At 42.1% G+C, this 25,773-nt stretch carries 22 protein-coding genes; 9 read left to right on the top strand and 13 right to left on the bottom strand.

What is annotated here, in order from left to right; translation table 11 throughout:
- Positions 1 to 284: 284 nt before the first annotated feature.
- From HMPREF3034_RS02460 to HMPREF3034_RS02430, 7 genes are all read right to left on the bottom strand, one after another.
- Positions 285 to 1,355 carry a penicillin-binding transpeptidase domain-containing protein gene (locus tag HMPREF3034_RS02460; RefSeq protein WP_082721668.1) on the bottom strand — a complete coding sequence of 357 codons (1,071 nt, stop codon included), beginning with the start codon at positions 1,353 to 1,355 and terminating at the stop codon, positions 285 to 287.
- Positions 1,356 to 1,611: 256 nt separating this feature from the next.
- Positions 1,612 to 2,790, bottom strand: coding sequence for an AGE family epimerase/isomerase (locus tag HMPREF3034_RS02455; protein WP_062432877.1), 1,179 nt, complete (start codon positions 2,788 to 2,790; stop codon positions 1,612 to 1,614).
- Between the two features lie 4 nt (positions 2,791 to 2,794).
- Positions 2,795 to 4,195, bottom strand: coding sequence for an MFS transporter (locus HMPREF3034_RS02450; protein WP_062432874.1), 1,401 nt, complete (start codon positions 4,193 to 4,195; stop codon positions 2,795 to 2,797).
- 41 nt (positions 4,196 to 4,236) lie between these two features.
- Positions 4,237 to 5,412 (bottom strand): glycoside hydrolase family 130 protein, encoded by a 1,176-nt coding sequence (locus HMPREF3034_RS02445; protein WP_062432871.1) that lies wholly within the window; start codon positions 5,410 to 5,412, stop codon positions 4,237 to 4,239.
- Positions 5,413 to 5,425: 13 nt separating this feature from the next.
- Entirely contained in the window at positions 5,426 to 6,484 is a 1,059-nt protein-coding gene (locus HMPREF3034_RS02440; protein ID WP_062432868.1) for a glycoside hydrolase family 26 protein, read from the bottom strand.
- Positions 6,485 to 6,493: 9 nt separating this feature from the next.
- Complete coding sequence (locus tag HMPREF3034_RS02435) at positions 6,494 to 7,783, bottom strand: acetylxylan esterase (protein ID WP_062432922.1); 1,290 nt, start codon at positions 7,781 to 7,783, stop codon at positions 6,494 to 6,496.
- A gap of 2 nt (positions 7,784 to 7,785) precedes the next feature.
- Entirely contained in the window at positions 7,786 to 9,006 is a 1,221-nt protein-coding gene (locus tag HMPREF3034_RS02430; protein WP_062432865.1) for a glycoside hydrolase family 27 protein, read from the bottom strand.
- A gap of 748 nt (positions 9,007 to 9,754) precedes the next feature.
- Here HMPREF3034_RS02430 and HMPREF3034_RS02425 point away from each other — a divergent pair.
- The 5 genes from HMPREF3034_RS02425 to HMPREF3034_RS02405 are packed head-to-tail and all read left to right on the top strand — an operon-like array spanning position 9,755 to position 15,885.
- Positions 9,755 to 12,130, top strand: coding sequence for a mechanosensitive ion channel family protein (locus HMPREF3034_RS02425; protein WP_062432862.1), 2,376 nt, complete (start codon positions 9,755 to 9,757; stop codon positions 12,128 to 12,130).
- Between the two features lie 55 nt (positions 12,131 to 12,185).
- Positions 12,186 to 12,953, top strand: coding sequence for a 3-deoxy-8-phosphooctulonate synthase (gene kdsA, locus HMPREF3034_RS02420; RefSeq protein WP_036897185.1), 768 nt, complete (start codon positions 12,186 to 12,188; stop codon positions 12,951 to 12,953).
- Positions 12,953 to 13,933, top strand: coding sequence for a KpsF/GutQ family sugar-phosphate isomerase (locus HMPREF3034_RS02415; RefSeq protein ID WP_036897187.1), 981 nt, complete (start codon positions 12,953 to 12,955; stop codon positions 13,931 to 13,933). The genes kdsA and HMPREF3034_RS02415 overlap by 1 nt, the downstream gene beginning before the upstream one ends.
- A gap of 8 nt (positions 13,934 to 13,941) precedes the next feature.
- Positions 13,942 to 15,225 carry a cardiolipin synthase gene (cls, locus tag HMPREF3034_RS02410; RefSeq protein ID WP_036897189.1) on the top strand — a complete coding sequence of 428 codons (1,284 nt, stop codon included), beginning with the start codon at positions 13,942 to 13,944 and terminating at the stop codon, positions 15,223 to 15,225.
- Between the two features lie 51 nt (positions 15,226 to 15,276).
- Positions 15,277 to 15,885 carry a response regulator transcription factor gene (locus tag HMPREF3034_RS02405; protein ID WP_052052836.1) on the top strand — a complete coding sequence of 203 codons (609 nt, stop codon included), beginning with the start codon at positions 15,277 to 15,279 and terminating at the stop codon, positions 15,883 to 15,885.
- A gap of 13 nt (positions 15,886 to 15,898) precedes the next feature.
- On the opposite strand, the gene HMPREF3034_RS02400 is transcribed toward HMPREF3034_RS02405, so the two are convergent.
- From HMPREF3034_RS02400 to HMPREF3034_RS12205, 6 genes are all read right to left on the bottom strand, one after another.
- A complete protein-coding gene (locus tag HMPREF3034_RS02400; protein WP_036897195.1) occupies positions 15,899 to 16,855 on the bottom strand; it encodes a LuxR C-terminal-related transcriptional regulator in 957 nt (318 codons plus the stop codon).
- 14 nt (positions 16,856 to 16,869) lie between these two features.
- Positions 16,870 to 17,061: a hypothetical protein gene (locus HMPREF3034_RS02395; protein ID WP_036897198.1), complete on the bottom strand. Its 192-nt coding sequence runs from the start codon at positions 17,059 to 17,061 to the stop codon at positions 16,870 to 16,872.
- A gap of 561 nt (positions 17,062 to 17,622) precedes the next feature.
- Positions 17,623 to 18,057: a BT0820 family HAD-type phosphatase gene (locus HMPREF3034_RS02390; RefSeq protein ID WP_036897201.1), complete on the bottom strand. Its 435-nt coding sequence runs from the start codon at positions 18,055 to 18,057 to the stop codon at positions 17,623 to 17,625.
- 37 nt (positions 18,058 to 18,094) lie between these two features.
- Positions 18,095 to 20,647, bottom strand: coding sequence for a GumC family protein (locus tag HMPREF3034_RS02385; RefSeq protein WP_036897204.1), 2,553 nt, complete (start codon positions 20,645 to 20,647; stop codon positions 18,095 to 18,097).
- 33 nt (positions 20,648 to 20,680) lie between these two features.
- Positions 20,681 to 21,559: a glucose-1-phosphate thymidylyltransferase RfbA gene (gene rfbA, locus HMPREF3034_RS02380; protein WP_062432859.1), complete on the bottom strand. Its 879-nt coding sequence runs from the start codon at positions 21,557 to 21,559 to the stop codon at positions 20,681 to 20,683.
- A gap of 1 nt (position 21,560) precedes the next feature.
- A complete protein-coding gene (locus HMPREF3034_RS12205) occupies positions 21,561 to 22,532 on the bottom strand; it encodes a sugar transferase (RefSeq protein ID WP_082721666.1) in 972 nt (323 codons plus the stop codon).
- 365 nt (positions 22,533 to 22,897) lie between these two features.
- Between HMPREF3034_RS12205 and HMPREF3034_RS02370 the strand changes: the two genes are divergently transcribed.
- The 4 genes from HMPREF3034_RS02370 (at position 22,898) to rny (ending at position 25,768) form a co-directional block, all read left to right on the top strand.
- Positions 22,898 to 23,527, top strand: a complete 630-nt coding sequence (locus tag HMPREF3034_RS02370) for a hypothetical protein (RefSeq protein ID WP_062432856.1) — start codon at positions 22,898 to 22,900, stop codon at positions 23,525 to 23,527.
- Positions 23,528 to 23,591: 64 nt separating this feature from the next.
- Entirely contained in the window at positions 23,592 to 23,885 is a 294-nt protein-coding gene (locus HMPREF3034_RS02365) for a hypothetical protein (protein WP_062432852.1), read from the top strand.
- 9 nt (positions 23,886 to 23,894) lie between these two features.
- Positions 23,895 to 24,194 (top strand): cell division protein ZapA, encoded by a 300-nt coding sequence (locus HMPREF3034_RS02360; protein WP_036897215.1) that lies wholly within the window; start codon positions 23,895 to 23,897, stop codon positions 24,192 to 24,194.
- A 38-nt stretch (positions 24,195 to 24,232) separates the two neighbouring features.
- Positions 24,233 to 25,768: a ribonuclease Y gene (rny, locus tag HMPREF3034_RS02355; RefSeq protein WP_036897217.1), complete on the top strand. Its 1,536-nt coding sequence runs from the start codon at positions 24,233 to 24,235 to the stop codon at positions 25,766 to 25,768.
- Positions 25,769 to 25,773 lie beyond the last annotated feature (5 nt).

Here is a 25,773-nt window from a genome sequence, read left to right as displayed (position 1 = left end):
AATGAACACGTCGAGCGCTTCATAGCTTCCATTTCAGCCCCAAATCTAGACTCCTTACCAACTTGTTTGCACGTTTATCATCAAACTGCAAAGCCTAGGCAACATTACTGTCTAGCCCATGCAGTAATGCTGAAAAGCCTATACAGCAATGCTGCGAAACCGGTGCAGTAATTTAGTTAACAAGTAAACGGGTTGACAAGTAGACAAGAACATCTAGAAGTTAACAAGTAAACGAGTAGACATGTGGGCAAAGATGGGAGATAATATAGAAATACTAAACACAATTATTTGCCCATATACTTCTTGATCATGGCTGAAGCTATGGGCACAGCGACGTCTGCTCCCATCCCTCCATGCTCTATAAACACACAGATTGCAATCTTAGGCTGAGTCGCAGGAGCAAAGCCTATGAATACCGAATGGTCTTCACCAGCATTCTCTACCGTCCCCGTCTTACCGCAAATGGCATACGCTTTGGTGTTCATACTTTTACAGGTACCATGCATCACGGCCATTCTCATACCCGTAATCACAGTCCGATAAGCTGCCTGTGTAGCCATGGTTACATGTGGAGTATAATATTTTACAGGGTCAGCCTTCACCGAACTGCGATGTAGGTAAGGCGTGAAATAATGGCCTCGATTAGCTATAGTCACCGCCAAATTGCAAAGTTGGAGAGGTGTAACAAGTATAAGTCCCTGCCCCATACCGAAATATAGCACTTGACGTTCGTTCCATTTCTTGCCATAGCGTTTCGTTAAGAATTCGGCATTAGGTATCAACCCACCGGCTTCTCCATGTACATCGACTCCTAATGTATGCCCCAACCCATAGCTTTGCATGTAATCATTCCATACATCCACGGCTCGTCCATAAGTCTCATAGCGTATCGTATCAGCCACCATATCCATAAACGATTCGCAAAACCATGTGTTACAAGAATGAGACAAAGCATCTACAAGATTGAGTGAAGGACTATGAGGATGGCAACCTACGTGTGTTCCCTGCTTCCAAAAGCCTTTCTTGCAAGGATAAGTAGTTTGAGGAGTCACCTCTTCTTCCGACAATAGCGTCAGTGCTTGGGCAGTCTTGATAGTCGACCCCGGTGAATATATGCCCGTGATGGCGCGGTTGATCTTACTGGAATCCAAAGAATTACTAACCAATGCCAAGATTTCTCCTGTTTCAGGACGAATAGCTACAATGCTTCCTTGCTTCCCTTCCAAGAGTTGATGTCCCAATTCTTGAAGTGCAGGTATAGTGGTTAAGTCGCTTGTTTTCGTATGCTCGGTTTCAGCCTTTACCATAATGGTAACTAACAATAGTAAAGACAATGTCAATATAACTCTCTTCATGACTGCAAAATTAGCCAAATCAAAGGTAATGGCAAAGGCTTCAAACAAAAAAACTCTCACTTTTGGTGAGAGTCTTGTGTAGTTTTGTTTTTAGAAATCTGTCATTTAATCTTTCAAGAGTTGCCAGTAGGTCGCCTCCAACTAGCTATATAGGCGACCACTAGCCAACTCTATTACTGTTAATTTGTTTCTAGTAGTTCCTTCATCCTCCCGGATTCAAGAAATAAGCAATCTAATATTTACCATGAGTTACTATCTACATGCGCTCCATTAATTCCAAGCACATGCGACTATTGTGGTATGGACACTTCCATAACCCTATCTTGTCATCCTCTAAATTCAAAGTTCCATCATCTAGCATCGCCCAATGCCATTCGCCAATCTTCCAGTCTATGAGGTTCTTTTGAACGTATGCCCAACATCTCACAGCCACACCTAGCGCCTCTTCATCACCAAAATGTTGGTATAGATTCACATGACCGACGATGTTTTCGCACTGAACCCACCATTGGCGTTGCCTGTCTTCACGGCCGGAATCTAGCCAACGTTCGTACAACATACTACCATCGGCCTGCAAACCTTCATCGGCTGCATCGGCAATACGACGAACCAAGGGGCCAATAGTGCGCAACAAAGCTTTATCTCCCAAAACAAGTGCAGACTCATGAAGTAACCATGAAGCCTCAATGTCATGACCAAAGCTTTGAATATTGCGCTCGCTCTCCCACTCATCATTAAAAAACAAGTCAAGATGCCAAGTCTTATGATTGAGTATTCTGCCTGTAAATATGGTCAGCAAATTGCGAATACGCTGCTCCAATCCGGCATCTTTCCATACCCGATAGAGATTCGTATAATGTTCTATGATGTGGAGATGCGTGTTCATCGTACGACTTCCATTCTCGTCTTTATCACTCAATCGCATATCGGCAATGGGTTCCCATTCACGCGTCAAAGCCTCGATATAACCATTATTCTTGCTATCGAAAGCATGATTTTCTATGTCATGATACAACAGAATAGCCATATCAAGTGCCAGTCGATCGCCGGTAGCACGTGCATATTCGCTCAATCCATAGATGGCAAAGCCTATAGCGTAAGTCTGTTTCTTTGTATCTACCGGTTCACCATTGCAATCCACACACCAATATACGCCTCCGTATTCTTTATCTACGAAGTGCTCTAGCAAGTAATCCTTAGCATGCATGGCAGCCTTTAAGTATTCCGGCTTCTGCAAGACACGGTAAGCTGCACTGAAAGCCCATAAGATTCGAGCATGCAAAACAGCTCCCTTATCGGCATCGGCATGCAAAACATCATGCCCATCTATTCTGCCATAAAAACCTCCACGTTCTTGATCGACAGCCTTATCAAGCCAATATTGGAGAATATTATGCTCCAAGACTTCTTGCATGATTTGCTTAAATCCATTCATAACTCTAGTCTTCTATACGGCGCACAGCCTTCAATCGTGTATTAATATCTTCAATCTTCTCCGTCGTCAAAGGGTAGAAGTAAACCACAACGAGTGATACCAATGCCACGCCGGCAGGGATAAAACTCATCAAATAACGCAGACAGTTGAGCGCAACTTCAGGTTGTGTCACGCTACCTTGGGCTAGAATAGCCGGATCTGTGACATATCCAAAGCCACCCAATAGCCATAATGCAGCCGAACCACCGATGGCTCCACCAAACTTTTGAGCCATAGAGCTACTACTAAAGATAAGTCCTGTCGAAGCTGTTTTGAACTTCAACTCAGCATAATCACTTACATCGGCATACATACTCCATACTAATGGACTCATCACGCCGGTAAGAATAGAAATCAATACTTGGAATATCAGCATCCACCAATAACCTGTCGGACTACAAGGAATAAAGAAAAAGGTGATGCTCAAAACTATCAATAGCATATCTACCAAGATGAAAGTAGTCTTCTTCCCGATACAATTAGCAATAGGAACAGTAATAGATACCCCCAGCATATTAGACACTTCGCCCACTCCAAGGAACAATCCTCCATAAAAAGCCAACTGTATAGTGAAGAACAACAAGACAGCTTGATCACCTATAATATCCTTAAAGAAGTAGGCAACCGTAGACCCACGCACCGTATTAAACAGGTTAAAGCAGAGCGCAGCACCTATCAACAGCCACCAAGGCTTATTGTGTAGCAACGATTTTATATCCGAACCAATACTCACATTAGACACCGTCTTCAAATGTTCACGCGTGATTGCAAAGCAAAGCAAGAACAAAATAAAACATGCAACGGCAATCGAAACCATAGCCCAGAACCATCCTTGCGTGCTATCATAGCCACCGAAGAGGCGTGTCAGAGGCTCCCATGCAAACAAAGCAATAAAAGAACCGCCATAAGCAAAGAACATTCTGAAGCTGGAAAACACCGTTTTCTCGTTTGAATCATCAGTCAATACGCCCAACATAGCGCCATAAGGAACATTGATTGCAGTATAGACTGTCATCATCAAAATATAGGTAACGTAAGCCCAAATAAGCTTTGCAGCATAGTCCCAATCTGGAGTAGTGAACAGCAAGATGCCCGATATAGAGAACAGTGGGGCTACCCATAACAGATAAGGACGGTACTTTCCCCATCGCGTATTGGTGCGGTCGGCGATAATTCCCATCATAGGATCGGAGACAGCATCCCATATTCGAGTGACCAACATCAAGGTTGCAGCATCTGCCAAACGCAATCCGAAGATATTACTATAAAAAAACGGGAGATAATAGGAGAATATCTTCCAAAACATACTGGAAGACATATCTCCAAAACCATAACCAACCTTCTCTATCAACTTGCTCTTTGCCATTGTATCAAATATTATCTAAAGTTCATCCAAAAGTACTACTTTTATGCGGATGTACCCAAGTTTTGATTCTTTTCTATCAACTTTTTAATGGTCTCTACGCTATGTGTAGTGGTAAAACCATCCTCTGGCGTGTGCATACAATAATCTATCAACTTGTCGATAGTAGACACTGCCACATGCATACGAGTATCTGAAGAGGCATAATAGATATAAACCGTGCCATCAGGGTCGGCTATCCAACCATTTGAGAACACCACATTCATCACATCACCAATATATTCCTCACCTTGCGGAACAAGGAAATAACCACCCGGTTGTGCGATAACACGTGTTGGTTCATCCAATGCTGTCATGTACATATAGAGCACATAGCGAAGTCCACTAGCACATCCACGCACGCCATGAGCCAAATGCAACCATCCTTGTGGGGTCTTTATAGGATGCGGTCCTTCTCCATTCTTCACCTCCATGATGGTGTGATAGTGTCTCAAATTGATAATTTTCTCTTCTTTGATTTCCGCATGAGTAATGTCATCTACCAATGCCCAACCGATACCACCGCCTGAACCGGCATCTATAAAACCATCTTGCGGACGTGTATAAAAAGCATATTTGCCATCAACAAATTCCGGATGAAGCACCACATTACGCTGTTGACTCTTTGTTTTCAAATCAGGCAAGCGTTCCCAATGGATGAGATCTTTGGTTCGACCAATCGCTGCTGTAGCGGTAGCAGCACTCAAATCGTTCGGACAAGTATCGTCGTGCCGTTCAGCACAAAACACTCCATACACCCAACCATCCTCATGTTGTGTGAGTCTCATGTCGTATATGTTCGTCGCCGGAACCAAATCATCGGGCATCGTAACAGGAGTTGGCCAAAACTTAAAGTTGTCTATACCGTTCGGACTCTCTGCAATAGCGAAGAAGCTCTTACGGTCTGCACCCTCAACGCGAACCATCAACACGTATTTTCCATTCCATTTAATAGCACCACTGTTCATGGTTGCATTCATCATAATGCGTTGCATCAAATAAGGATTGGTCTGTTCGTCGAAATCATATCGCCACTCCAAAGGAGTATGTTCAGCTGTCAAGACTGGATATTTATATCTTGTATAAATGCCATTCCCCCACTCTTCCGGCACATTCGGGCGCTTCAAAAGTTCTTGATGATGCTGTTTCAAAAGCTCTACTTTCTCCTTAAAATTCTTCATTACGTATGTGTTTTTATTTAATATCGTTTACAAACAAGGTCTTCTTCAGCTTATAAAAGGCCTTAAAATCATTCTCTGTGGCATGGCCGGGGCTAGTCATATAGCACTCTTTGGCATTATCCCACGCATTACGCCAAAAAAGTACATAGCTAATAGGATAATCTTTGATAGCCGGCCACAATGTTTGGGAAAACCAATCAGCGTAAGGTAGCCCTTGACAACCTGTCTCTGTGAATGCAATAAGCTTATTCTCTTGCTTCCCAAGGGCTGCCAATTCATCTAGACATTGCTTCACCGACAGCTGATACTTGGCGTTGTCTTTATCAAATTCATAGATATCAATACCCAACAAATCCACATATTGATCACCGGGATAATATTTCATGAAATCATCGTAACCTACATTTGGAGAATAAGCCCATACGAGATTGTCACATCCCATGCTTACCAACCGCCTGTAAAGCACTCGATAAAGCTGCTGGTATTCCTCCGGTGTGCAGCTATTACTGCCCCACCAAAACCATCCACCCGACATTTCATGGAACGGACGGAATATTACCGGGACTAAATTTCCTCCCTTATCTTTCAGTGATAGGATAAAATTACCAACCTTATCAACCCACTCCCTCATCTTAGCACGATGTGTACCATGAGGCAAAGAAGCTTTCACCGCATCGCCACTAGGATCCCATGCCGTCTTTTCGGTCACAGGATTATCAGGATGCCAACTCAATGTTACAATACCACCTCTGGCATGTTGGGCTATGATTTCCTCTCTCATCCGGTCGAAAGACACTCCATCCAAGTTTTCTTTTCGCCCTAATTCCAATTTACCTAAGTCGAATCCCATCACAGCCGGATAGTCTCCACAGACATCTTTCACATCAGAACGTCCTGTATCCCACTTCCATGTACGTCCATATACAGGGTCGTCTTGATGTCCAATCATAATCCCTTTCTTCTGAATCTTCTTCAATCGAAAGATTAATTTCTCTGCCGGAGTATTGCTCCCTAAGGCTATTGTACTCATAAACATCATGCCCCAAAACAGTGATAGATGGATAAATTTCATACTAACAAGTTATTTTTTCAATAAATGTGCAATCAACCAACCCTGCCATTCGTCCCATTGCTCTTGGTACCAAAAGTGACCAGTCTGTTGATATACGCTCAATTCCTTTTCTGCTTGAATGGTGTTATAAAGACCATAAGATGATGTCGGCGGAACAACCTCGTCGTTGTAACCGAACGAATACCATCCCGGAACCTGAATACGACGGGCAAAGTTCACACCATCATAATATCTTGCACCCTCCAATTTCTTCTTATCTACACCTTTATTATGATAGAAGTAATGTGGCCAACCGCCTGCCACACCGTGCAGTTCGGCCTCATAATCGCACATAGCATCGTGTACCGCAGCCAAGAAAGTAACACGCTTATCCAGCGCAGCCACCGCCAACGACAGGAAACCACCTTGACTTGCCCCCGTTACTCCAAGTGTCTTACCATCCCAAGCTGCCAACGAAGCAATATAATCTACAGCTCTGACAGCCCCCGTTACCACTCGCTTATAGTAATTTTGATTCGGTTCGTCCAAGTTTACAGACCAATAATTATTCAAAGCTCCTTGCAAAAGACGGTCGTAAACTTCTTGTTTCATTGTCACAGGAATACCATGTACACCGATTTCCAGCACAATACATTTACCCGGAGCTGTATAGGTGTCACCACCATAAGGACGGACACCGGCTCCTGGTACGCGCAACAGAGCAGGGTATTTACCATCGGCTACCGGCACAGATAGGATACCATACATTCTACTTTGAGAAGAATTATTGGTAAAGCTCACCTCGTATACATTCATATCTTTGGTACACCGCTCAGGCAGCAACACTTTTGTAGGATTCAAATCGTTCTTCCTAACATCGGCCAAAGCATTGCTCCAGAACTTATCAAAGTCTACAGGACATTGCGCATAAGGCTTCACCTGCTCAGGCGAAAAGGCTGCCGTGCACAGTCCAGTATATTGTTTACCGGCTATCGTAGCCATGGCCTTCACACGATAGAAACCGGGCTGCGTCATCGTTCCGCTCACACGAGTTGTTCCGTTCTTCAAGGTTACAGTCCGTTTCACCATCGGATACATGTCAGGCCCCTCTTCCAAATCAACTTTCACATCATCCATCAAGGTACTAGATTTCAATACTTGTACAGTAAATACCGCTTTTTCGCCAACACGATAGTTCCAATCTTGATGGTCAGGTTGTACCATCACAACGATATTGTTGCCTCTAATCTGTGCCTGCATAGGCACAAAACCTAGCAAACACAGTGTAAGAAGACTTATTATTTTGTAGTAGCTTGTCATTTTCATTTCATCAATCTAAAGGCTATCACATCTCTTGCAGGAACATCTACGACCATACTTACTTGATCCTTTTTGCTCGTCTTGCCAACAATCTTGTGTTTCCATAGGTCTCGTACCTTATATATATTATCAGCAAAATCCGTCGTTCGTCCCGAAACATCATCTTTCACACCGCTCAACCGGCACCAATTCAACTGTACTTTAGTAGCTCTTTTAGAAACATTCAGAAGTGTGAAAGCCCAATCTCCATTAGCCAATGGTTTGAGCCAAAAGGCTACTCCTTGTTCGTCTTTGAAGTGATATCCCTGCACACACAGGCTATCTTGGTCTATAGCTATCAATTCCTTATTCTCTAAAATGCCCTTTGTGTCAGCGGACATATGCCGGATATCGTTACCGATAATTAGTGGAGAAGCCATCATACACCACATAGTGAAATGTGCCCTATCCTCATTCACGGTCATACCATTGCCCACTTCCAACATATCAGGGTCGTTCCAATGCCCCTTACCGGCGTAAGCCCTCAAGGTATCATTATAATTAACACACTGCATAACACCAAATTGAGTATAGGTAGGAAATACACGCAAGCTATCAAAATCGCACCAAATATCAGGTGTCGTACGCCAAGAATGCCCCACTTCTCGTGCCCATTTCCAAGGCCGACTGCTTCCCCACTCGCACATACTCAACAAAATGGGACGACCAGCAGCCCGCAAAGCATCACTCATCAACTGATAAGCGCCACGCGGATCAATATTCGTAGTATTACACCAATCATACTTCAAATAGTCGATACCCCATCGGGCATATTGCAAAGCATCCTGATATTCATGTCCCAAACTGCCGGGCATACCACCACAAGTTTCTGTTCCGGCATCCGAATAAATACCAAGTTTCAAGCCTTTTGAATGTACATAGTCGGCCAAATACTTCATCCCATGAGGGAATTTCGCCGAGTCAACCTGTATAAAGCCATTAGCATCGCGCTTTCCATGCCAACAGTCGTCTATATTAATATAGGTATAACCGGCATCTTTCAGTCCGGAAGACACCATCACATCGGCAATACCCATGATAATATCTTCATTGATATTTCCCTGAAACTTATTCCACGTGCTCCAGCCCATCTGTGGTGTATCAGCCAAATGTTCCCACTTTTGGGCACAAGACGGAAGAACGATGGTCAAAAGTAACAACAAATAAAACAGTTTGGTCTTCATTTCTATTTTCCAAGTTAGATACTTACGATTTGTTTAGGTTATAAGTTGATTCTACAACTCGCTTTTTTCTATTTGCAAAGATAAAACAAACAAATTCAAAAAACTGACACTTTCTTGCCCGATGTTTTGCAATTTTTGCAAAATGAATTTATCATCTAAATAGCACCAAAAAGACTATCAAGTAACAATTTCTTTATCATCCTCTTCCCTATTCTGCAAACACAGGTTCCCTACATACACGATTCTACGCCTCATAACAGCAGATGCTATGCATTCAACCCATTCAAAGACTCTATCCACCAAAGGCTAGATTATCAGCACAGTTAATGATACTATTTTATCAAACAATAATACTTTGTTACCCCACATAACTAAAGAAAGACTCTCTATACTCTCTTTCAAACCTATACAAAGCCTCTATAAACTCACAAACTAGCCAACTCGTCTATTTATAAACTTGTCAACTATCAGAATGCAAAGCCATGGCAACAATGCTGTATAGGCTTTGCAGCATTGCTGAATGGACTAGGCAGTACTATTGCCAAGCCTTTGCAGCAAATGAAGTCTTTCAACTTTTAAGTCAGAGATGAGGACTTTTTTAGTGAGATATTGACTATACGAAATAGCAAATCCATAAAAACAAGTTCTCAAGTAACCCAGTTTGAAGTAAAATACACAAAAAAATTGTTGTCGAAAGAGCCACTGCCACAATTTATTCGTACTTTTGTCATCAAATGACCAAGAACTTATGTATAAGAAAATAGTACTGACACTCGCTGTCTTCATGTGTTTTGGACTCAATGGACATGCTGTTCTTAAAGAGAAAGATTTAGCCAACACGCTATCTATATTGCGCACCGAGTTGACCAACTACCACTCCGAGCTTGAAAAAAGAGCCGGCCTGCAGAAGGAACAACAACAGCAAGTGCGCGACAACATCATGACGGCATGGGGCAAAAGTAACCAAAATGCACTGATGCTCTATTCGCAAAAGCCTGAATATGTATTCGATTTGACTTACGCATGCCACGAAGCTACCAAGCAATACCGTACGTTTAAGGAATCCGTCATGCCTTTCAGATTGTTCTTGAAGAAGACAAACCAAGAGATTTCGCGCTACGACAGCTTGATAACAAGTCTTAGTAGCATGTACACCGTCAACCTCTCGGAACGTTCTAAAATAGACCGTAATGTCTGTTTGACGCTTGCTGTCAACATCAGACATACCCTAAAAGACAATTCCGAACAGTTTACGGAATACATTAAGTATTACAAAATGACGGAGGAACATCTTCGCAATCTGGACCACTACGCCAACAAACGGTATTCAGACATACAAAACAGTATCTTCAGCAATTCGGGTACCAACTATTTGGAAGTATTGTCAAGGCTCAAAAAGAATTGGATAGAAACCAAAGAGACGGTTGAAACCAAGTATTTTGTCAAGTCGAAGACAATTTCACAATGGGCCCCCAAGTTCATAATAGGACTGTTTATCAGTATCCTTTTCTATGGAGCTATCGCCTTGGCTCTCAACATATTGGTCATTAGATTCCTCATACCGAAACGCCTGTGCACGCCTTCTTTCCTCGAAAAGCGCAATTGTGTGATGCTATCAACGAGTGTTATCTCACTTGCTATCATACTAGGTGTCGTGCGATTTACGGTCGACCAAAACTTTATCTATATGGCTAGCGGTCTCATGGTAGAATATATGTGGTTGCTAGGTGTTATTCTTATCTCCCTACTCTTACGACTCGACGGCAATCAAATCAAAAGCGGATTCCAGATTTATTCCCCTATTATGCTTATTAGCTTTATCGTGATAGCTTTCCGAATTACTTTGATGCCGAACGATGTAGTAAACTTGAGCTTGCCACTTATCCAGCTTTTATGTACTTTATGGCAATGGTACGTCATCAGAAAACACAATAACAATATTCCCAAAAGCGATGTATTCTACACCTATTGTTCGCTCCTCGTCTTCTCACTATCAGTAATCAGTTCATGGATAGGTTATGTATTGTTCAGCGTACAAATATTGATTTGGTGGATGATGCAGCTCACTTGCGTCCTTACCATCACCTGTTTGTCGGGATGGCTCAGAGAATATTCACGTAGAAAAGGTATCATGCAGCAGCCTATTACAAAGACATGGTTCTTTAGGCTCGTCTATTCGGTCTTGCTACCAACGCTAGGTGTACTCTCAGTCATGATCGCTATCTATTGGGCTGCAGACGTCTTCAATCTGAGCGATACTACTAAACGCATCCTCACACAAGACTTTATACATACCACAAACTTCATGGCCAGCATCTCAACGGTGGCACTGGTCATCATCTTATACTTCCTTTTTGCGTATATCAACCATACATCGCAAGGCTTTCTGTACCATCATTTCGAACAGAGTGACCCTTCTACAGCCGCCAGTCGCATGGTTATGGCCAAGAATGTCATCCAAGTTGTCGTGTGGGGAACATGGTTGCTCATCAGTTTGAGCATCTTCCACGTCAGCAACACATGGTTGGTTGTCATCACAGGTGGTCTTTCTACCGGTGTCGGTTTTGCCTCTAAAGACATTCTGGAGAATATATATTATGGTATATCATTGATGGCCGGACGTATCAAGGTAGGCGATTACATAGAGTGCGATGGTATCCGTGGCAAGGTAAGTTCCATCAGTTACACCTCTACCATGATTGAGGCTACCGACGGAAGTGTCATTGCTTTCCAAAACAGTCAGCTCCTTACAAAGAACTATAAGAACATAACAAAGAACCATGGATACGAACTTGACGTTTTGGAAGTGGGTGTGGCATATGGCACAAATATTGCGGAGACAAAGAATATTCTCATCAATGCCATTCAGAAATTAGGTATTACCGATCCTGCTCGACCTGTCAAAATAGTATTGACTCAATTCGATGACAGTTGTATTACACTGAAAATATTGGTTTGGGTGAACGTACTTACCCATTTTGGTGATGATGGTATCATTATGGAATGCATCTATGAGACACTCAATGCCCACGGTATAGAGATTCCATTCCCACAACGTGAAGTACGTATATTGAATACTTCCAACAAAGAAGAAGCCGAAGCTATCAGCCTAAAACAAGAATAAAACACTTGCAAATTAGTCTCAAAATGACTACTTTTGCATAAAACAATCATCTAAGATGTCTAATAATCAACAACAACCCATATTCATTGCGGGACCATGTGTGATAGAGTCGCAAGAACTCTTGGACACCGTTGCGCAAGAAATTATCAGAATCAACAAAACATTAAATACTCAAATCGTATTCAAAGCATCTTTCGACAAAGCCAATCGCACCTCACTACACTCGTTCAGGGGACCGGGATTGGAGAAAGGTTTGCAAATGTTGACACAGGTAAAAGAACGTTATGGGCTGAAAATTACCACTGATATACACGAAAGTTATCAAGCCGAAGCTGTAGCAGAGGTGTGTGATATTCTTCAGATTCCAGCATTCTTATGCCGCCAAACCGACCTTTTGATAGCAGCGTCCCGCACCGGACGCATCGTCAACATCAAGAAAGCACAGTTCTTAAGCGGCAATGATATGCGCTTCCCCGTACAGAAAGCACTCGAAAGTGGGGCTAAAGAGGTGTGGCTTACAGAACGAGGTAACTCATTTGGATATAATAATTTGGTTGTTGACTTCCGCAATATCCCGGACATGAAAGAAATAGTACAGACTGTCATTATGGACTGTACGCACAGCGTTCAACGTCCCGGAGGGGGAAATGGAAGTACAAGTGGAGACCGCAAATTCGTACCGGCAATGGCTAAAGCAGCCAAAGCATTCGGTGCAACGGGATACTTCTTTGAGGTACACCCTACTCCCGACCAAGGCTTATCAGACGGCCCGAACATGCTGGAATTGCATAAATTAGAATCACTTATCAAGGAATTACTCTAATGGAAAAAGATACTATCAACGATATACAGCGCGAACAAATAAGACAATGGGGCGAACAATGCATCAAAGATGAAGCAGAAGCCTTGTTGGAATTGATTCCCCAACTAGACCATAACTTTGAAGATGCTGTGAATATGATGTACCATTGTCACGGGAAAATCATTATCACCGGTGTAGGAAAAAGCGGTAATGTGGGTGCAAAGATAGCTGCCACACTGGCAAGTACGGGCACACCGGCTTTCTTTATCAATCCTTTGGATGTGTACCATGGCGATTTAGGTGTCATGACACAAGACGATGTGGTGCTGGCACTCAGCAATTCGGGGCAGACAGACGAGTTGCTTCGCTTCATTCCTGTGGTACTCCACATGAACGTTCCCATCATTTCGATGACCTGTAACGAGAACTCTCTCTTAGCCAAATACAGCAATGCACATATCAAAGTGCATGTGAAGAAAGAGGCATGTCCGCTAAATTTGGCTCCCACAAGTAGTACAACGGCTGCTTTAGCCATGGGAGATGCGCTGGCAATTGCCCTAATGCAAGTGCGAGGATTCCAATCTAGAGACTTCGCACAATTCCATCCCGGAGGCGAACTTGGCAAACGGCTGCTCACAACAGCAGAAGATGTGATGCGTAGCAACGATATGCCTATCATCTCGGAATCGGCACATTTGGGCGAAGCCATTATTGATGTGAGCAAAGGAAAACTAGGTTTGGGTATCTCATTGCAGGACGGTAAGATTTCAGGATTGATTACCGACGGGGATATTCGACGCGCCATGGAAAGATGGCAAGCCGACTTTTTCAATCATACAGTCAGTGATATTATGACCCGTGAACCCAAGATGGTATTGCCGGAAACTAAGATTACCGAGGTTCAACGTATCATGCACAAATATAAGATACACACTGTTCTAGTGACAGACAACGAAAAGAAACTCCTTGGTGTAGTAGATCATTATAGTTGTATGATTTAAAAAGGAGAATGTCTTTACCCAAATATCATATCCAACGCTTTATAATTATCTGTGCATATCTCTTTGTTTACAGCTGGGGATATGCACAGTCTAGTGATTCTCTAGTCGTTCAGCACTTGCGGAACTATGGAATAAAGTTCTCTCACAACAATTCCGTAACACTCTTAATGACCGGACAAGAGAAATTTGACGATTTATTCAAAGCTGTTCGTCAAGCCAAACAATCCATCCATCTAGAATATTTCAACTTCCGCAACGACTCTATTGCCAATCAACTTTTCGACCTTTTGACCGAGAAAGCAAAGGAAGGAGTGGAAGTGAGAGCCTTATTTGATGCTTTCGGAAACTCTTCTAACAATAAACCCTTAAAGAAACGACATCTCAAAAAAATACGAGAAAACGGCATAGAAATCTACGAATTCGATCCATTAAGGTTTCCATGGATTAATCATGTCTTCTCTAGAGACCATCGAAAGATTGTAGTCATCGATGGAAAAATTGCCTATACAGGAGGTATGAACGTCGCCGACTACTACATAAACGGAACAAAAGTTGTAGGCGAATGGCACGACATGCACTGTCGTATAGAGGGAAATGAGGTGAATACGCTACAAAGTATTTTCCTCAGAATATGGAATAAAACCACCAATCAAGACATTCACGGAGCGCAATACTTCAGAGGAGGTGAATCTACAGATGATTTCCAAGGACTCAAACCAGACACCACCGCTACCGCCTATCACAAGATGGTGGGCATTATCAACCGAGAACCCGTACGCTCGAACGAGATAATACGCGAGTTCTACACCTCTGCCATCCAGTCGGCACGCGATAGTATTAAGATTATCAACCCCTACTTTACTCTAAATCACCGCATTAAGAAGGCATTAAAGAATGCCGTCAAGCGTGGCGTCAAGGTCGAAATCATGCTCAGTATCAAGAGCGATATTCCGCTAACTCCCGACTGTGGCTTCTACAATGCGCACAAACTGATGAAACACGGATGCAATATTTGGATGTACAAGCCGGGATTCCACCATACGAAAATCATCATGGTAGACGGCAAGTTGTGCACAGTAGGCAGTGCAAACCTCAATGCAAGAAGTCTCAATTGGGACTATGAGGAAAATGCTGTCATCGTAGATTCATGCACAACCAGGCAGTTAAGCAATCTATTTGATGTAGAGAAGAAAGATTGTTTCAAACTTACTGAAGCGGAATGGAATCATTGGCGCACCGGTTGGCAGAAATTTAGAGGATGGTTTGCACACTTATTGGCGCCCTTTCTCTAAAAAAGATACATGCAAATCGAGTTATTGTAAGATTTTTAATATATTTGTAGCATGAATAGACACGAAGCTTCAGGCAGACCCAAAATTGCCATCATAGACAACAACACCTTAGCTATTCTAGGGCTCAAACAAATACTTCAAAACGTCATGCCCATCATGACGATAGAAACTTTCAGCAATTTCGACGAATTGGAGAACAACAATACTGACGGTTTCTTCCACTACTTCGTATCCATTAAAATCGTATTGGAGCATAGAGCGTTTTTCTTGGAACGCAAGCAAAAAACCTTTGTACTTACCACTTCCAGCGATCCCAATTCCCAACTAAGCGATTTCCGCTGTCTGAGTATCAACGTATCCGAAGACCAACTCATCAAATCGCTTCTCATGTTAGCGCAACATGGACATTCACATGGAAAGAATTTACCTCCCATGCCCAACGTGTTGAAGGCTAAAATTCTATCAGATCGTGAGATAGAAGTGTTGTCATTAGTAGCTCAAGGCTACATCAATAAAGAGATTGCCGACCAATTAAATATCGGTATGACAACTGTGATTACACACCGAAAGAACATCCAAGAGAAACTTGGACTCAAGAGCGTGTCGGCTCTGACCATCTACGCAGTAATGCACGGATACGTAGATATCAATAAGATTTAATATTCCTAGCAAGTTACAACTTGACAGAAGATATGTCTACCAAGTTGTTTACAATTGCATAAATAGTAAGTCCGGCTGGACTATGTATCTGCAATTTACGCGCGATATTGCGTCGATGCGTAATAACCGTATTGATAGAGATACACAGATGGTCGGCAATTTCCTTATTAGTCATACCTTGTACTAGACTAATAATAACTTCTTTCTCGCGCTCACTCAACAAATCCCCACTATCAGGATTCTGCTTTATCATATTGGAAATCTTCACCGTGACGTCGCTTTGGCGTGCTTTCTTCTCCAATCTCCTGATAGCCGGCGTGAATATCTCATCTTCCACACGAGCATGTTGAGCCAGCCACTCCTCATTATTATAAATATCGTACAATGCAGCCGTTAATTGGTTGTTGTGCAATCCATCACTCGGCAAATACTTGATGATGATATTCTTCAATTCTCTCAACTTTACATCGGTCTGTCCATGATGCTTCGAGTAAGTCTCAATATCATAATTTGTATCGGCCTCATTGTTCAAAAGAGAATGCACGTATGGGAAAACAGTCTTCTCCTCATACGTCATGTGCGAGCGAATGGCATGTGCATATTCATCGTACAACTTCATGATGAGTCGTGCCAAATTATCCTTCTCGTCCAATGCGTTCATGAGTTGCTGGCGCATAAATGGCAGTTGGAAATCCAGATAGTAAGCATGTGACGCACGCAGATACTGAATCAATGTAGGGATAGATAGTCGGTCGGCATCGTCATAATCCCGATAACCATTAATAGCAAAATTGATAACAGCCAAGAAAGTATAGGTATCGACATTTTGATCTTCACAAACTTCCTGCACAGTCTTGTCTCCAAAACCAAGGTTTATGCCAAAGGCTCCTAGACTTTGGAGTATATTATAATTATCTCTGATAATCGAAATCAGCCGGTCACCGGATTCATACATCTTTTGATTCTTCATCTGTAAAATGCTATTTACATGTTAACAACCTGCTCAAAGACTCCTTTCATCTTCGGCCTATAATGTCTTTTACCTTCAGCATACATCTCGCTGAGATTGCTGCAAGGCTCTTTCACCAATATTGCCATACGTCGGCAGCAATACTGCATAGCCTTAACAGAAATGCTGGCACGGCCTTGCAGCAACATCAGCTCTGTGCCTACCATTTGCTAATTACTTTTGATTACGCCCGCCTCTAAACATCCTCACGGAAGAATACTTATCATCAAACACGTCAAAAGCCATATTATAAATTGCAAAATAACAAAAAAAACACGATTCGCACAATCATTATAATTAGGTAAATTTCTATTACACCTGTTATACAATAGGCCTATTTTCAACTCAGCATACCTATATATGATGATTATATCAATTACCGAGTTATAAGTATTGACACATCTTATAAAAGCTACTACCTTTGCAATCAGATAAATATATGAATGGATTGCAGATGTAACAAGAGATACGGTGATAGTTACCACTATTGATTTACCAAGTCGGACACCCATCAATACTAGAAGACTTGACAAAGAATAAAGCAACTAGAAATCCGTATCTCTTTTTATTTTAACATCTCTACCCTACTCCCTCACGACTATGGTATTAAATAAAACAAGTGAGCTCGGTAACAATACCAAGCCCACTCTCTCATAATTCTTAACTTTAATAAAATTCACACTGTCGCGCTTGACAGCATATAAAAACTTCTATACTATTTTTTTGCATTAAAATTGCCACCAATGCTTTTTCTTAGGCATCTCATCTTCTTGATACATCCCCTGCGACAAACGCTCACGCATGATGTCGTTAAAAGTCTTATGGTCGTGTATCATGTGATAAATCTGCCCCCAATCGGGCAATCCACCGAGGTTTCTATCGTCAATAAACATCTCCACTTTGAGTTTACGAGAGAAATGGTTGTTCTTTTCTTCTTCCTCTTCCGGATAGTCCCGATTGACTGCATAAAACTCCACTCCACGCTCACGACACCAATTAACGGCATCATCTAGAAGTTTTCCCTCTCTGACACTCCAAAGAATCAGCCGATGCTGGTCTTTAATGAGCATCTTGAGCGTCTCTGTTGCGAAAGGCAATTCTTCTCCTATCTCAGGATATTTATGCTCGACGATAGTACCGTCGAAATCTACTGCTATTGTCATCTATTCTATTTAAAGTCTAATTTGTATTATCATATAATTACCGCTTGATGGAATTATCGTCCTTCTTTCCGTAATGACTGTTCGAATAGTTGCCATAACTACCATAAGAACCATAAGTGCCATATTGCCCATAAGAGCCATAGGAATCATACTTACCATTGCCATAACGTGCGTACTTACCATACTTCGCATATTTACCATAGCCATAGTAATAGCCATACTTGCGCTTTGACATATCAATACCATTGATAGCTACGCACATATTCGGCATTTTATTCTCATTATGGAGAGAATTGATAAGGCCAAAGCTTTCTTTTGCAGTATAGTCAGCTCTACATACATAGACTGTAGCATCTCCTACTCTACTGATTTGGAGCGTATCTGTTACCAATCCAATAGGTGCTGTATCGATCAATACATAATCATACATACCCTTCAGAATATTGACAACCTTATCAAGACTCTCGCGTGCTAAAAGTTCAGCAGGGTTTGGAGGAATAGGTCCGGCCATTAATAAATCCAAGTTCTCATGTACTCCCGAACGGAGTGTCTGTGCCTGTATCATCTCTTGGGTCGGCTCTTCCTTAACCAAAATATTGGTTATACCATGGTGATGATCGTCAATTTCGAAGAGCTCAGCCAAACGAGGTTTACGCACATCAAGTCCTATCAAAACAACCTTCTTGCCTAGCAAAGCAAACGAAACGGCTAAGTTGGCAGCCAAGAAAGTCTTACCTTCACCAGATGTAGTAGAAGTAAAGATGATTGTTTTCTGCCCCTCGCGTAGCATAAACTGCAAATTGGTACGCATGCTACGGAAGACTTCTTCCATCAAATTGTTCTTATTTTCATGCACGACAACGTCGCCACGAGTCTTAATCGTATCACTTGACACAGGAATATCACCAAGAATAGGCAAACGAGTCAGGCGTACAACATCCTGATGTCCCTCTATACGATATTTGAAGAACTGCATAACAACCAATACCAAAGCAGGGATACCTATCGCCAATATCAATGATATCAAGAGAATTATGGCATTCTTGGGACTTATCTTGCCTATGGTCTCAGGTGCATCTATCATCTTACCCTTGTCGGCTGTGGCTGCCAAAGAGATAGAGTTTTCCTCTCTCTTTTGGAGTAACATCAAATACAAACCGGACTTAACTTCCTGTTGACGACCAATCTGAGTCAACATACGTTCTTGTTCGGGCGATGCTCCTACCTCACCACTATATCTACGGTACTCAGAAGCCACAGCATTGCGCTGCAACTGCATGTTTCTACGAGCTTGAGCCATAGCCTTTTGGATACTGAGCAACAAATCATCAAGCTGTGCTGTCAATGGAGTTACCGTCGGGCTGGTCTCTGATGCGCTTCTCAACAATCTGTTTCTTTCCAACACAATCTCATTATATTTTTGGATAAGAGCTGTTGTGCTCTCATCTTTCAAACCTACATTAGAAGGCAATGGCTGATATCTATTACCCGATTCGTGTAGAGTTGCATTTAGCTCGTTGAGCAAAGCCATCTGGGTATTAGCCTCTACTAACTTTTGGCTGAACTGATCTTGATTGGCCACAGACTGTGTAGCATTCAATTTTAGTTCCACCATATTGTTGTTACGCTTGTAAGATTCCAAAGCACCCTCAGTATTTCCAAGCTCTGCATTAATCTTTTCTAGACGGCTATTAATGAATTCCTCTGTACGAACAGCAATCTCGTTCTTATCTTCATTAGCCTGTAGATTATAGCATTCTATCAACTGATTCAAATAATCTCGGCCACGTTCGGGCAGTTCATCGTTCAAAACGAGCTGTGCAATGGTGGTCATTTTAGAAGTTGGGCTAACCGCCAATCTCTGTACATACTTGTTAGCTACATTCTTAGGTGACTCTACCACAGCCTTTGATACGGTCATCTTTTTCTTTGGATTCTCCACATATGCATGGTTCTTTTCAAAACGCAAGATACCTACTTTCGTAGAAATTTTAGCAGGAAGTGATTTCAGTACCTCATCAATACTAAATGGTCCTTCCACGACCTCATCTTTGTAGACAGCATAATATTCACCGGTAATATGATAACTTCCATCAGATGCCTTTTCCAGTTCCAACTGAATAGGGAATACCAACTTATCCAGATACTTCCAATCCATATCTACATTGACCGGTTGATTCTTGTATAAAAGGTTATCTTTCACCTTACCTATACTATAATAGGTCGTATATAGCTTCAAATTCTTAACAGTTCGCTCCGCAATAGAATGGGAAGACAAAATCTCCATTTCATTGTCTATACCATTAGAATTGGACATAATACCCAAATAAGTAATATTCTGCAAAGCGTTACCTCCACCACGTCGGTTGTTGTCATCGTCTTTGATGAGCAACTTAGTCTGCGATTGGTAGATAGGAGTAGCATATCTCAGATATACCAAAGCGACACCAATACAGATAATAAGCGACACAAGGAACCATTTCCAATTTAAGACTAATGTCGTGTAGAGGGCTAGAAAGTCAAATGATGACTGTTCTTCTTGTTCCTGTACCTGTGCATTTTCAGGAACAACGGTCTTTTTCTCTTCCATTATTAAATATTATCTAATTATTTTTATTCGTAATTAATTCTGAGAGATTCGCATGAGATACTGTCCGTACCCATTCTTTATCATAGGCTTAGCCAGCTCTGCCACCTGCGCTTTGGTTATCCAACCATTCTGCAAAGCAATCTCTTCAAGACAAGCTATCTTGAGCCCCTGCCTCTTTTCTATAACCTCAATAAAGGTACTAGCCTCACTCAAACTATCATGAGTTCCGGTATCAAGCCAAGCAAAACCACGTTGTAATGGTTTCACCAATAGTTTGTCCTGTCCCAGATATTCTTGATTGACAGTCGTTATTTCCAATTCTCCACGCTCACTAGGACGAATGTTTTTAGCGATTTCAACCACTGAATTAGGATAGAAATACAGCCCAACTACCGCATAATTGCTCTTAGGATACTCTGGTTTCTCCTCTATACTTAGACATTTTCCAGATCTATCATCAAACTCAGCAACCCCATAACGCTCCGGATCATTCACATAATAGCCGAAGACACTAGCCTTGTTACGCTCCTCGGCATCTTTCACACTTTGATGCAACAAACCCGTTAAGCCGGCGCCATAGAATATGTTATCGCCCAACACAAGACACACACTGTCTGTACCAATAAACTCTTCACCGATAATAAATGCTTGTGCCAATCCGTCGGGACTAGGCTGCTCGGCGTATTCAAAATTTACTCCAAGCTCATGACCATCGCCAAGCAACCGTTTGAAACCGGGTAAATCGTACGGGGTAGATATGATTAATATATCCTTAATATCTGCAAGCATGAGCACAGATATGGGATAATAAATCATAGGTTTATCAAAGATAGGAATCAATTGCTTACTGACTCCCTTCGTAATCGGATAAAGACGCGTACCCGAACCGCCTGCCAATACAATTCCTTTCATATTAATATGCTTGTTTATCCGGTATCATGAATCCTATTGCAGTCTTCATGATAATCTTAATATCCAACCAGAATGACCAATGTTCGATATACCATATATCTCGTTTAATACGTTCCTCCATTTGCCACAGTTCCTTGGTCTCACCTCTAAAACCTGTTATCTGAGCCCAACCGGTAATTCCGGGTTTACTAAAGTGCCTAACCATGTATTTATCTATCAAATCACGATACACATCTGTATGGTAAAGCATATGTGGACGAGGCCCAACGATACTCATATTTCCTTTCAACACATTGAAAAACTGCGGTAATTCGTCAATATTTGTCTTGCGCATGAAATTACCAAAGGCAAACTTTCGCGGATCATCCTTCGTAGCTTGCTGCTTATCAGAATCTGCATTAACGTGCATGGAACGGAATTTCAAGCAATTAAAGGTCTGACCATTCTGTCCTGCACGTTGTTGTTTGAACTGCACAGAACCCAGACTCTGTAATTTGATGCACATAGCAATAATGGGATACATCAGCCCAATAAACAGCACCGTACGCGTGTTGCGCCCCATTTGGCGATAATGCTTCAACAACACTCGCTGTATAAGACGTGTTACCATGAGAAAGAAGAAGACCGCGGGGAACAACAGTAGCAAACAATACAAGACCTGCTCCTGCACACCTATCATTCTCAGCATCACGTACATCACTACTGCTTGGCATGCACTCAGTTTGAACACCCTGCTCAATGCGTCTTCAAAGTTTACCCTACGCAAATGAATGATGGTATGATACAACATTTGGCTAACCAACATCGAGAAGTTGGCTACCAGCAATGTCATCTTTGTTGCGACATGGAAAAATGATGGTACAAAATTTGGCATAAGCACTATAAATGCCCATAATGTAACATTCAACACAAAAAAGTCGCCAATCGCAACTAAAATTCTTATAAGGTCATTTCTGTTTCCAGACTGCTTCATACCAAAAACTGAACGAATGATTATTCAATCTCTAATTTGCCGCAAAGATAAACAAAAATACATAAAGATTCATGTGTTCACTTAAAAACTTTTATTCAGAGCATATTCTTTTTATAATACATCACTAGAATTTCACTGCAAAGACACTCCAACATCCCTGCAAAAACGCTTCAGCAAAATTGAAAAAGCTATACAGCATCACTGCCATCACACTGCAACCTGATAGTCGAGGAATTTACAAGTAGCCAAACAGACTAGCTCTTTAATGCAAAGAACCAACCTAAAACCACAGGAAACCTTTGGTCTTTAGCTCAACTTTCACTAACTTTGCAGCAAACAAGAATAACACAATTAGAATCAACAAGATGGGAATATTTTCTAAACTTTTTAAAAGCAAGAATAGTACAGCCAAAGTGGGTGGAATGGAAGACTACATGACCTTGGTACGTGTGTATTTCCAAGCATCGCTTGCAGCCAACCTTGGTATCAACAATCTAGCGATGCTCCCCGACTTGCGCATGTTTAAATCGACCCTACACGTGCCCACAGTCAACAACAAACTCGGTATTGGCGAGCGTAACCAGTGTAAGAAGATGCTCAAAGAGCTGTATCACACTGATGACACATTCTTCAAAGAGATAGACCAAAGCATCCGCAAAAACTGCCACAAGATACAAGACGTGCAGACTTACCTCATCCAATTCCAAGGATTCACACAAGACGTGATGATGCTCATGGGCAATTTGATGAAGTTCAAACTCCGACTCCCCTCCTTCTTCAAGCGCGCTATCTACAGCATGACAGAGAAAACAGTGAGCGACGTGTTCAATAAAAACGACTACACCGATGCCGGTGTGATGAAAACCGTATTGACTATTCGCCAGTACAACAAGCGACTGGGATTCTCACAGAAATGGATTACCGACTTCGTCTACCAAGTAGTGATGCTGGCCAAAAAGGAATCACCGAACAATACAGACGAATATAAGAAATAAAAATTTACGTATTATTTGGAATAACCGATTAATTCAATTAAATTTGTAACCAAATTGTAAGTCTATGGATGCTAACGAGAAGATACTATCTCTCTTTTCTACACGTGTCAGACAGATGATTCTCCAATACATTGAAACCAAGAAGGAGAACGATAATCTGTATGCAATGGTAGACGAAAGGGACTTGCGTATCAAGCAGTTGGAAAGCCAACTGGCTCAAGCAGAAAGGAATTACAACAGCCTTAAGATGGCCAAGATGATAGAAATCACCGATGGCGATATGGAAGAAGCTAGTAAACGAGTTTCTAAATTAATTCGAGAGGTAAATAAATGTATCACGCTGCTCAGTGAAAAATAACAAGTCGTGATGGAAGAAGACAACAAAGAGAAACTACATATCAGATTACATGTCTATGATACAGAGATGTCGGTCAACATTGTTCGGGCCGACGAGAAACTGTATAGAGATGCTGCCAAACTTATCACTGATACGGTAAATACCTATGCTGAGGTTTTCAAGGGCCGTAAAAGTGATAAGGAGATTTTGTATATGGCACTGATAGACATAGCTTTACGATATGAGCGAGAAGCCGATCGCAACGATACGGCTCCTTTTAGTGAAGTTCTCAAGACATTGACTTCTGAAATTGAAGACGCGCTGAAGTAGTTTTGAGAAGCTAACACTAAAAATATACATATATACACATGACAACAATAGTTATTATAGCCATTGTGGCTCTACTGGCGGGAAGCTGTATCGGGTATACTCTTTTCCGTTATGTAATGACTGGGAAATACAAGGAAATGATTAATTCAGCAACAAAAGACGCAGAAGTAATCAAAGAAAAGAAGCTCCTTGAAGTAAAAGAAAAATTCCTCAATAAGAAGTCTGAACTTGAAAAAGAGGTTCAGCAGCGCAATCAGAAGATTCAGCAGATAGAAAATAAGTTGAAGCAAAGAGAGTTGTCGCTGAACCAACGACAGGAAGAACTTGGCCGAAAGAAGCAAGAAGTAGACCAGAACCAGCAGCGCATCGACAATGAGAAGAAATTGTTGCAGGTAAAACAACAAGACTTAGAGAAGATGCAAGACCTTGAACGAGCAAAGCTTGAAGAACTCTCAGGCCTTAGTGCAGAGGAAGCAAAAAATCGTCTTGTTGAGAGTTTGAAAGACCAAGCCAAGCTTGATGCTGCTAGCTATATTAACGAAATCATGGACGAAGCCAAGCTCAATGCCAACCAGCAGGCCAAGAAGATTGTCATTCAGACTATCCAGCGCGTTGCTACCGAGACTGCCATTGAGAACTCCGTCAGCGTATTCCATATTGATAACGATGAAGTTAAGGGACGCATCATTGGCCGTGAGGGTCGTAACATCCGTGCCCTTGAGGCTGCTACCGGTGTTGAGATTGTCGTAGATGACACGCCCGAAGCTATCGTTATCAGTGCATTCGACCCTGTTCGCCGTGAGATTTGTCGCCTTGCTCTTCACCAACTTGTAGCCGATGGTCGTATTCATCCAGCGCGTATTGAAGAAGTTGTGGCTAAAGTCAAGAAGCAATTAGACAACGAAATCATTGAAACCGGTAAGCGTACAACCATCGATTTAGGTATTCATGGACTACATCCGGAGCTTGTAAGAATCGTTGGTAAGATGAAATACCGTTCTTCTTACGGTCAGAACTTGCTGCAACATGCTCGTGAAACTGCCAATCTCTGTGCTGTTATGGCCAGTGAGTTGGGCTTGAATCCAAAGAAGGCAAAGCGTGCCGGACTGCTCCACGATATTGGTAAGGTGCCAGACGAGGAGAGCGAATTGCCCCACGCATTATATGGTGGTAAGATAGCAGAGAAGTACAAGGAAAAGCCCGATGTGGTAAATGCTATCGCAGCTCACCACGATGAAGTAGAGATGCAGAGTCTCCTCGCTCCTATCGTACAGGTTTGTGACGCCATCTCCGGGGCTCGTCCGGGGGCTCGTCGTGAAATTGTAGAAGCTTATATCAAGCGCCTCAACGACTTGGAAGCTATCGCACTAAGCTATCCCGGTGTGACTAAAACCTATGCTATCCAAGCCGGTCGTGAGCTTCGCGTCATCGTTGGAGCCGATAAGATGGACGATGCTGAAAGTGAAAAGCTATCAAGCGAAATCGCTACCAAGATTCAGAACGAGATGACTTATCCCGGTCAAGTAAAGATTACCGTTATCCGCGAGACTCGTTCTGTGGCATACGCAAAGTAAAACAT

The organism is Prevotella sp. DNF00663 (assembly GCF_001553265.1).
GTDB lineage: Bacteria > Bacteroidota > Bacteroidia > Bacteroidales > Bacteroidaceae > Prevotella.
The sequence above is the reverse complement of the archived record's forward strand: the minus strand, read 5'-3'. Positions and strand labels throughout refer to the sequence as shown.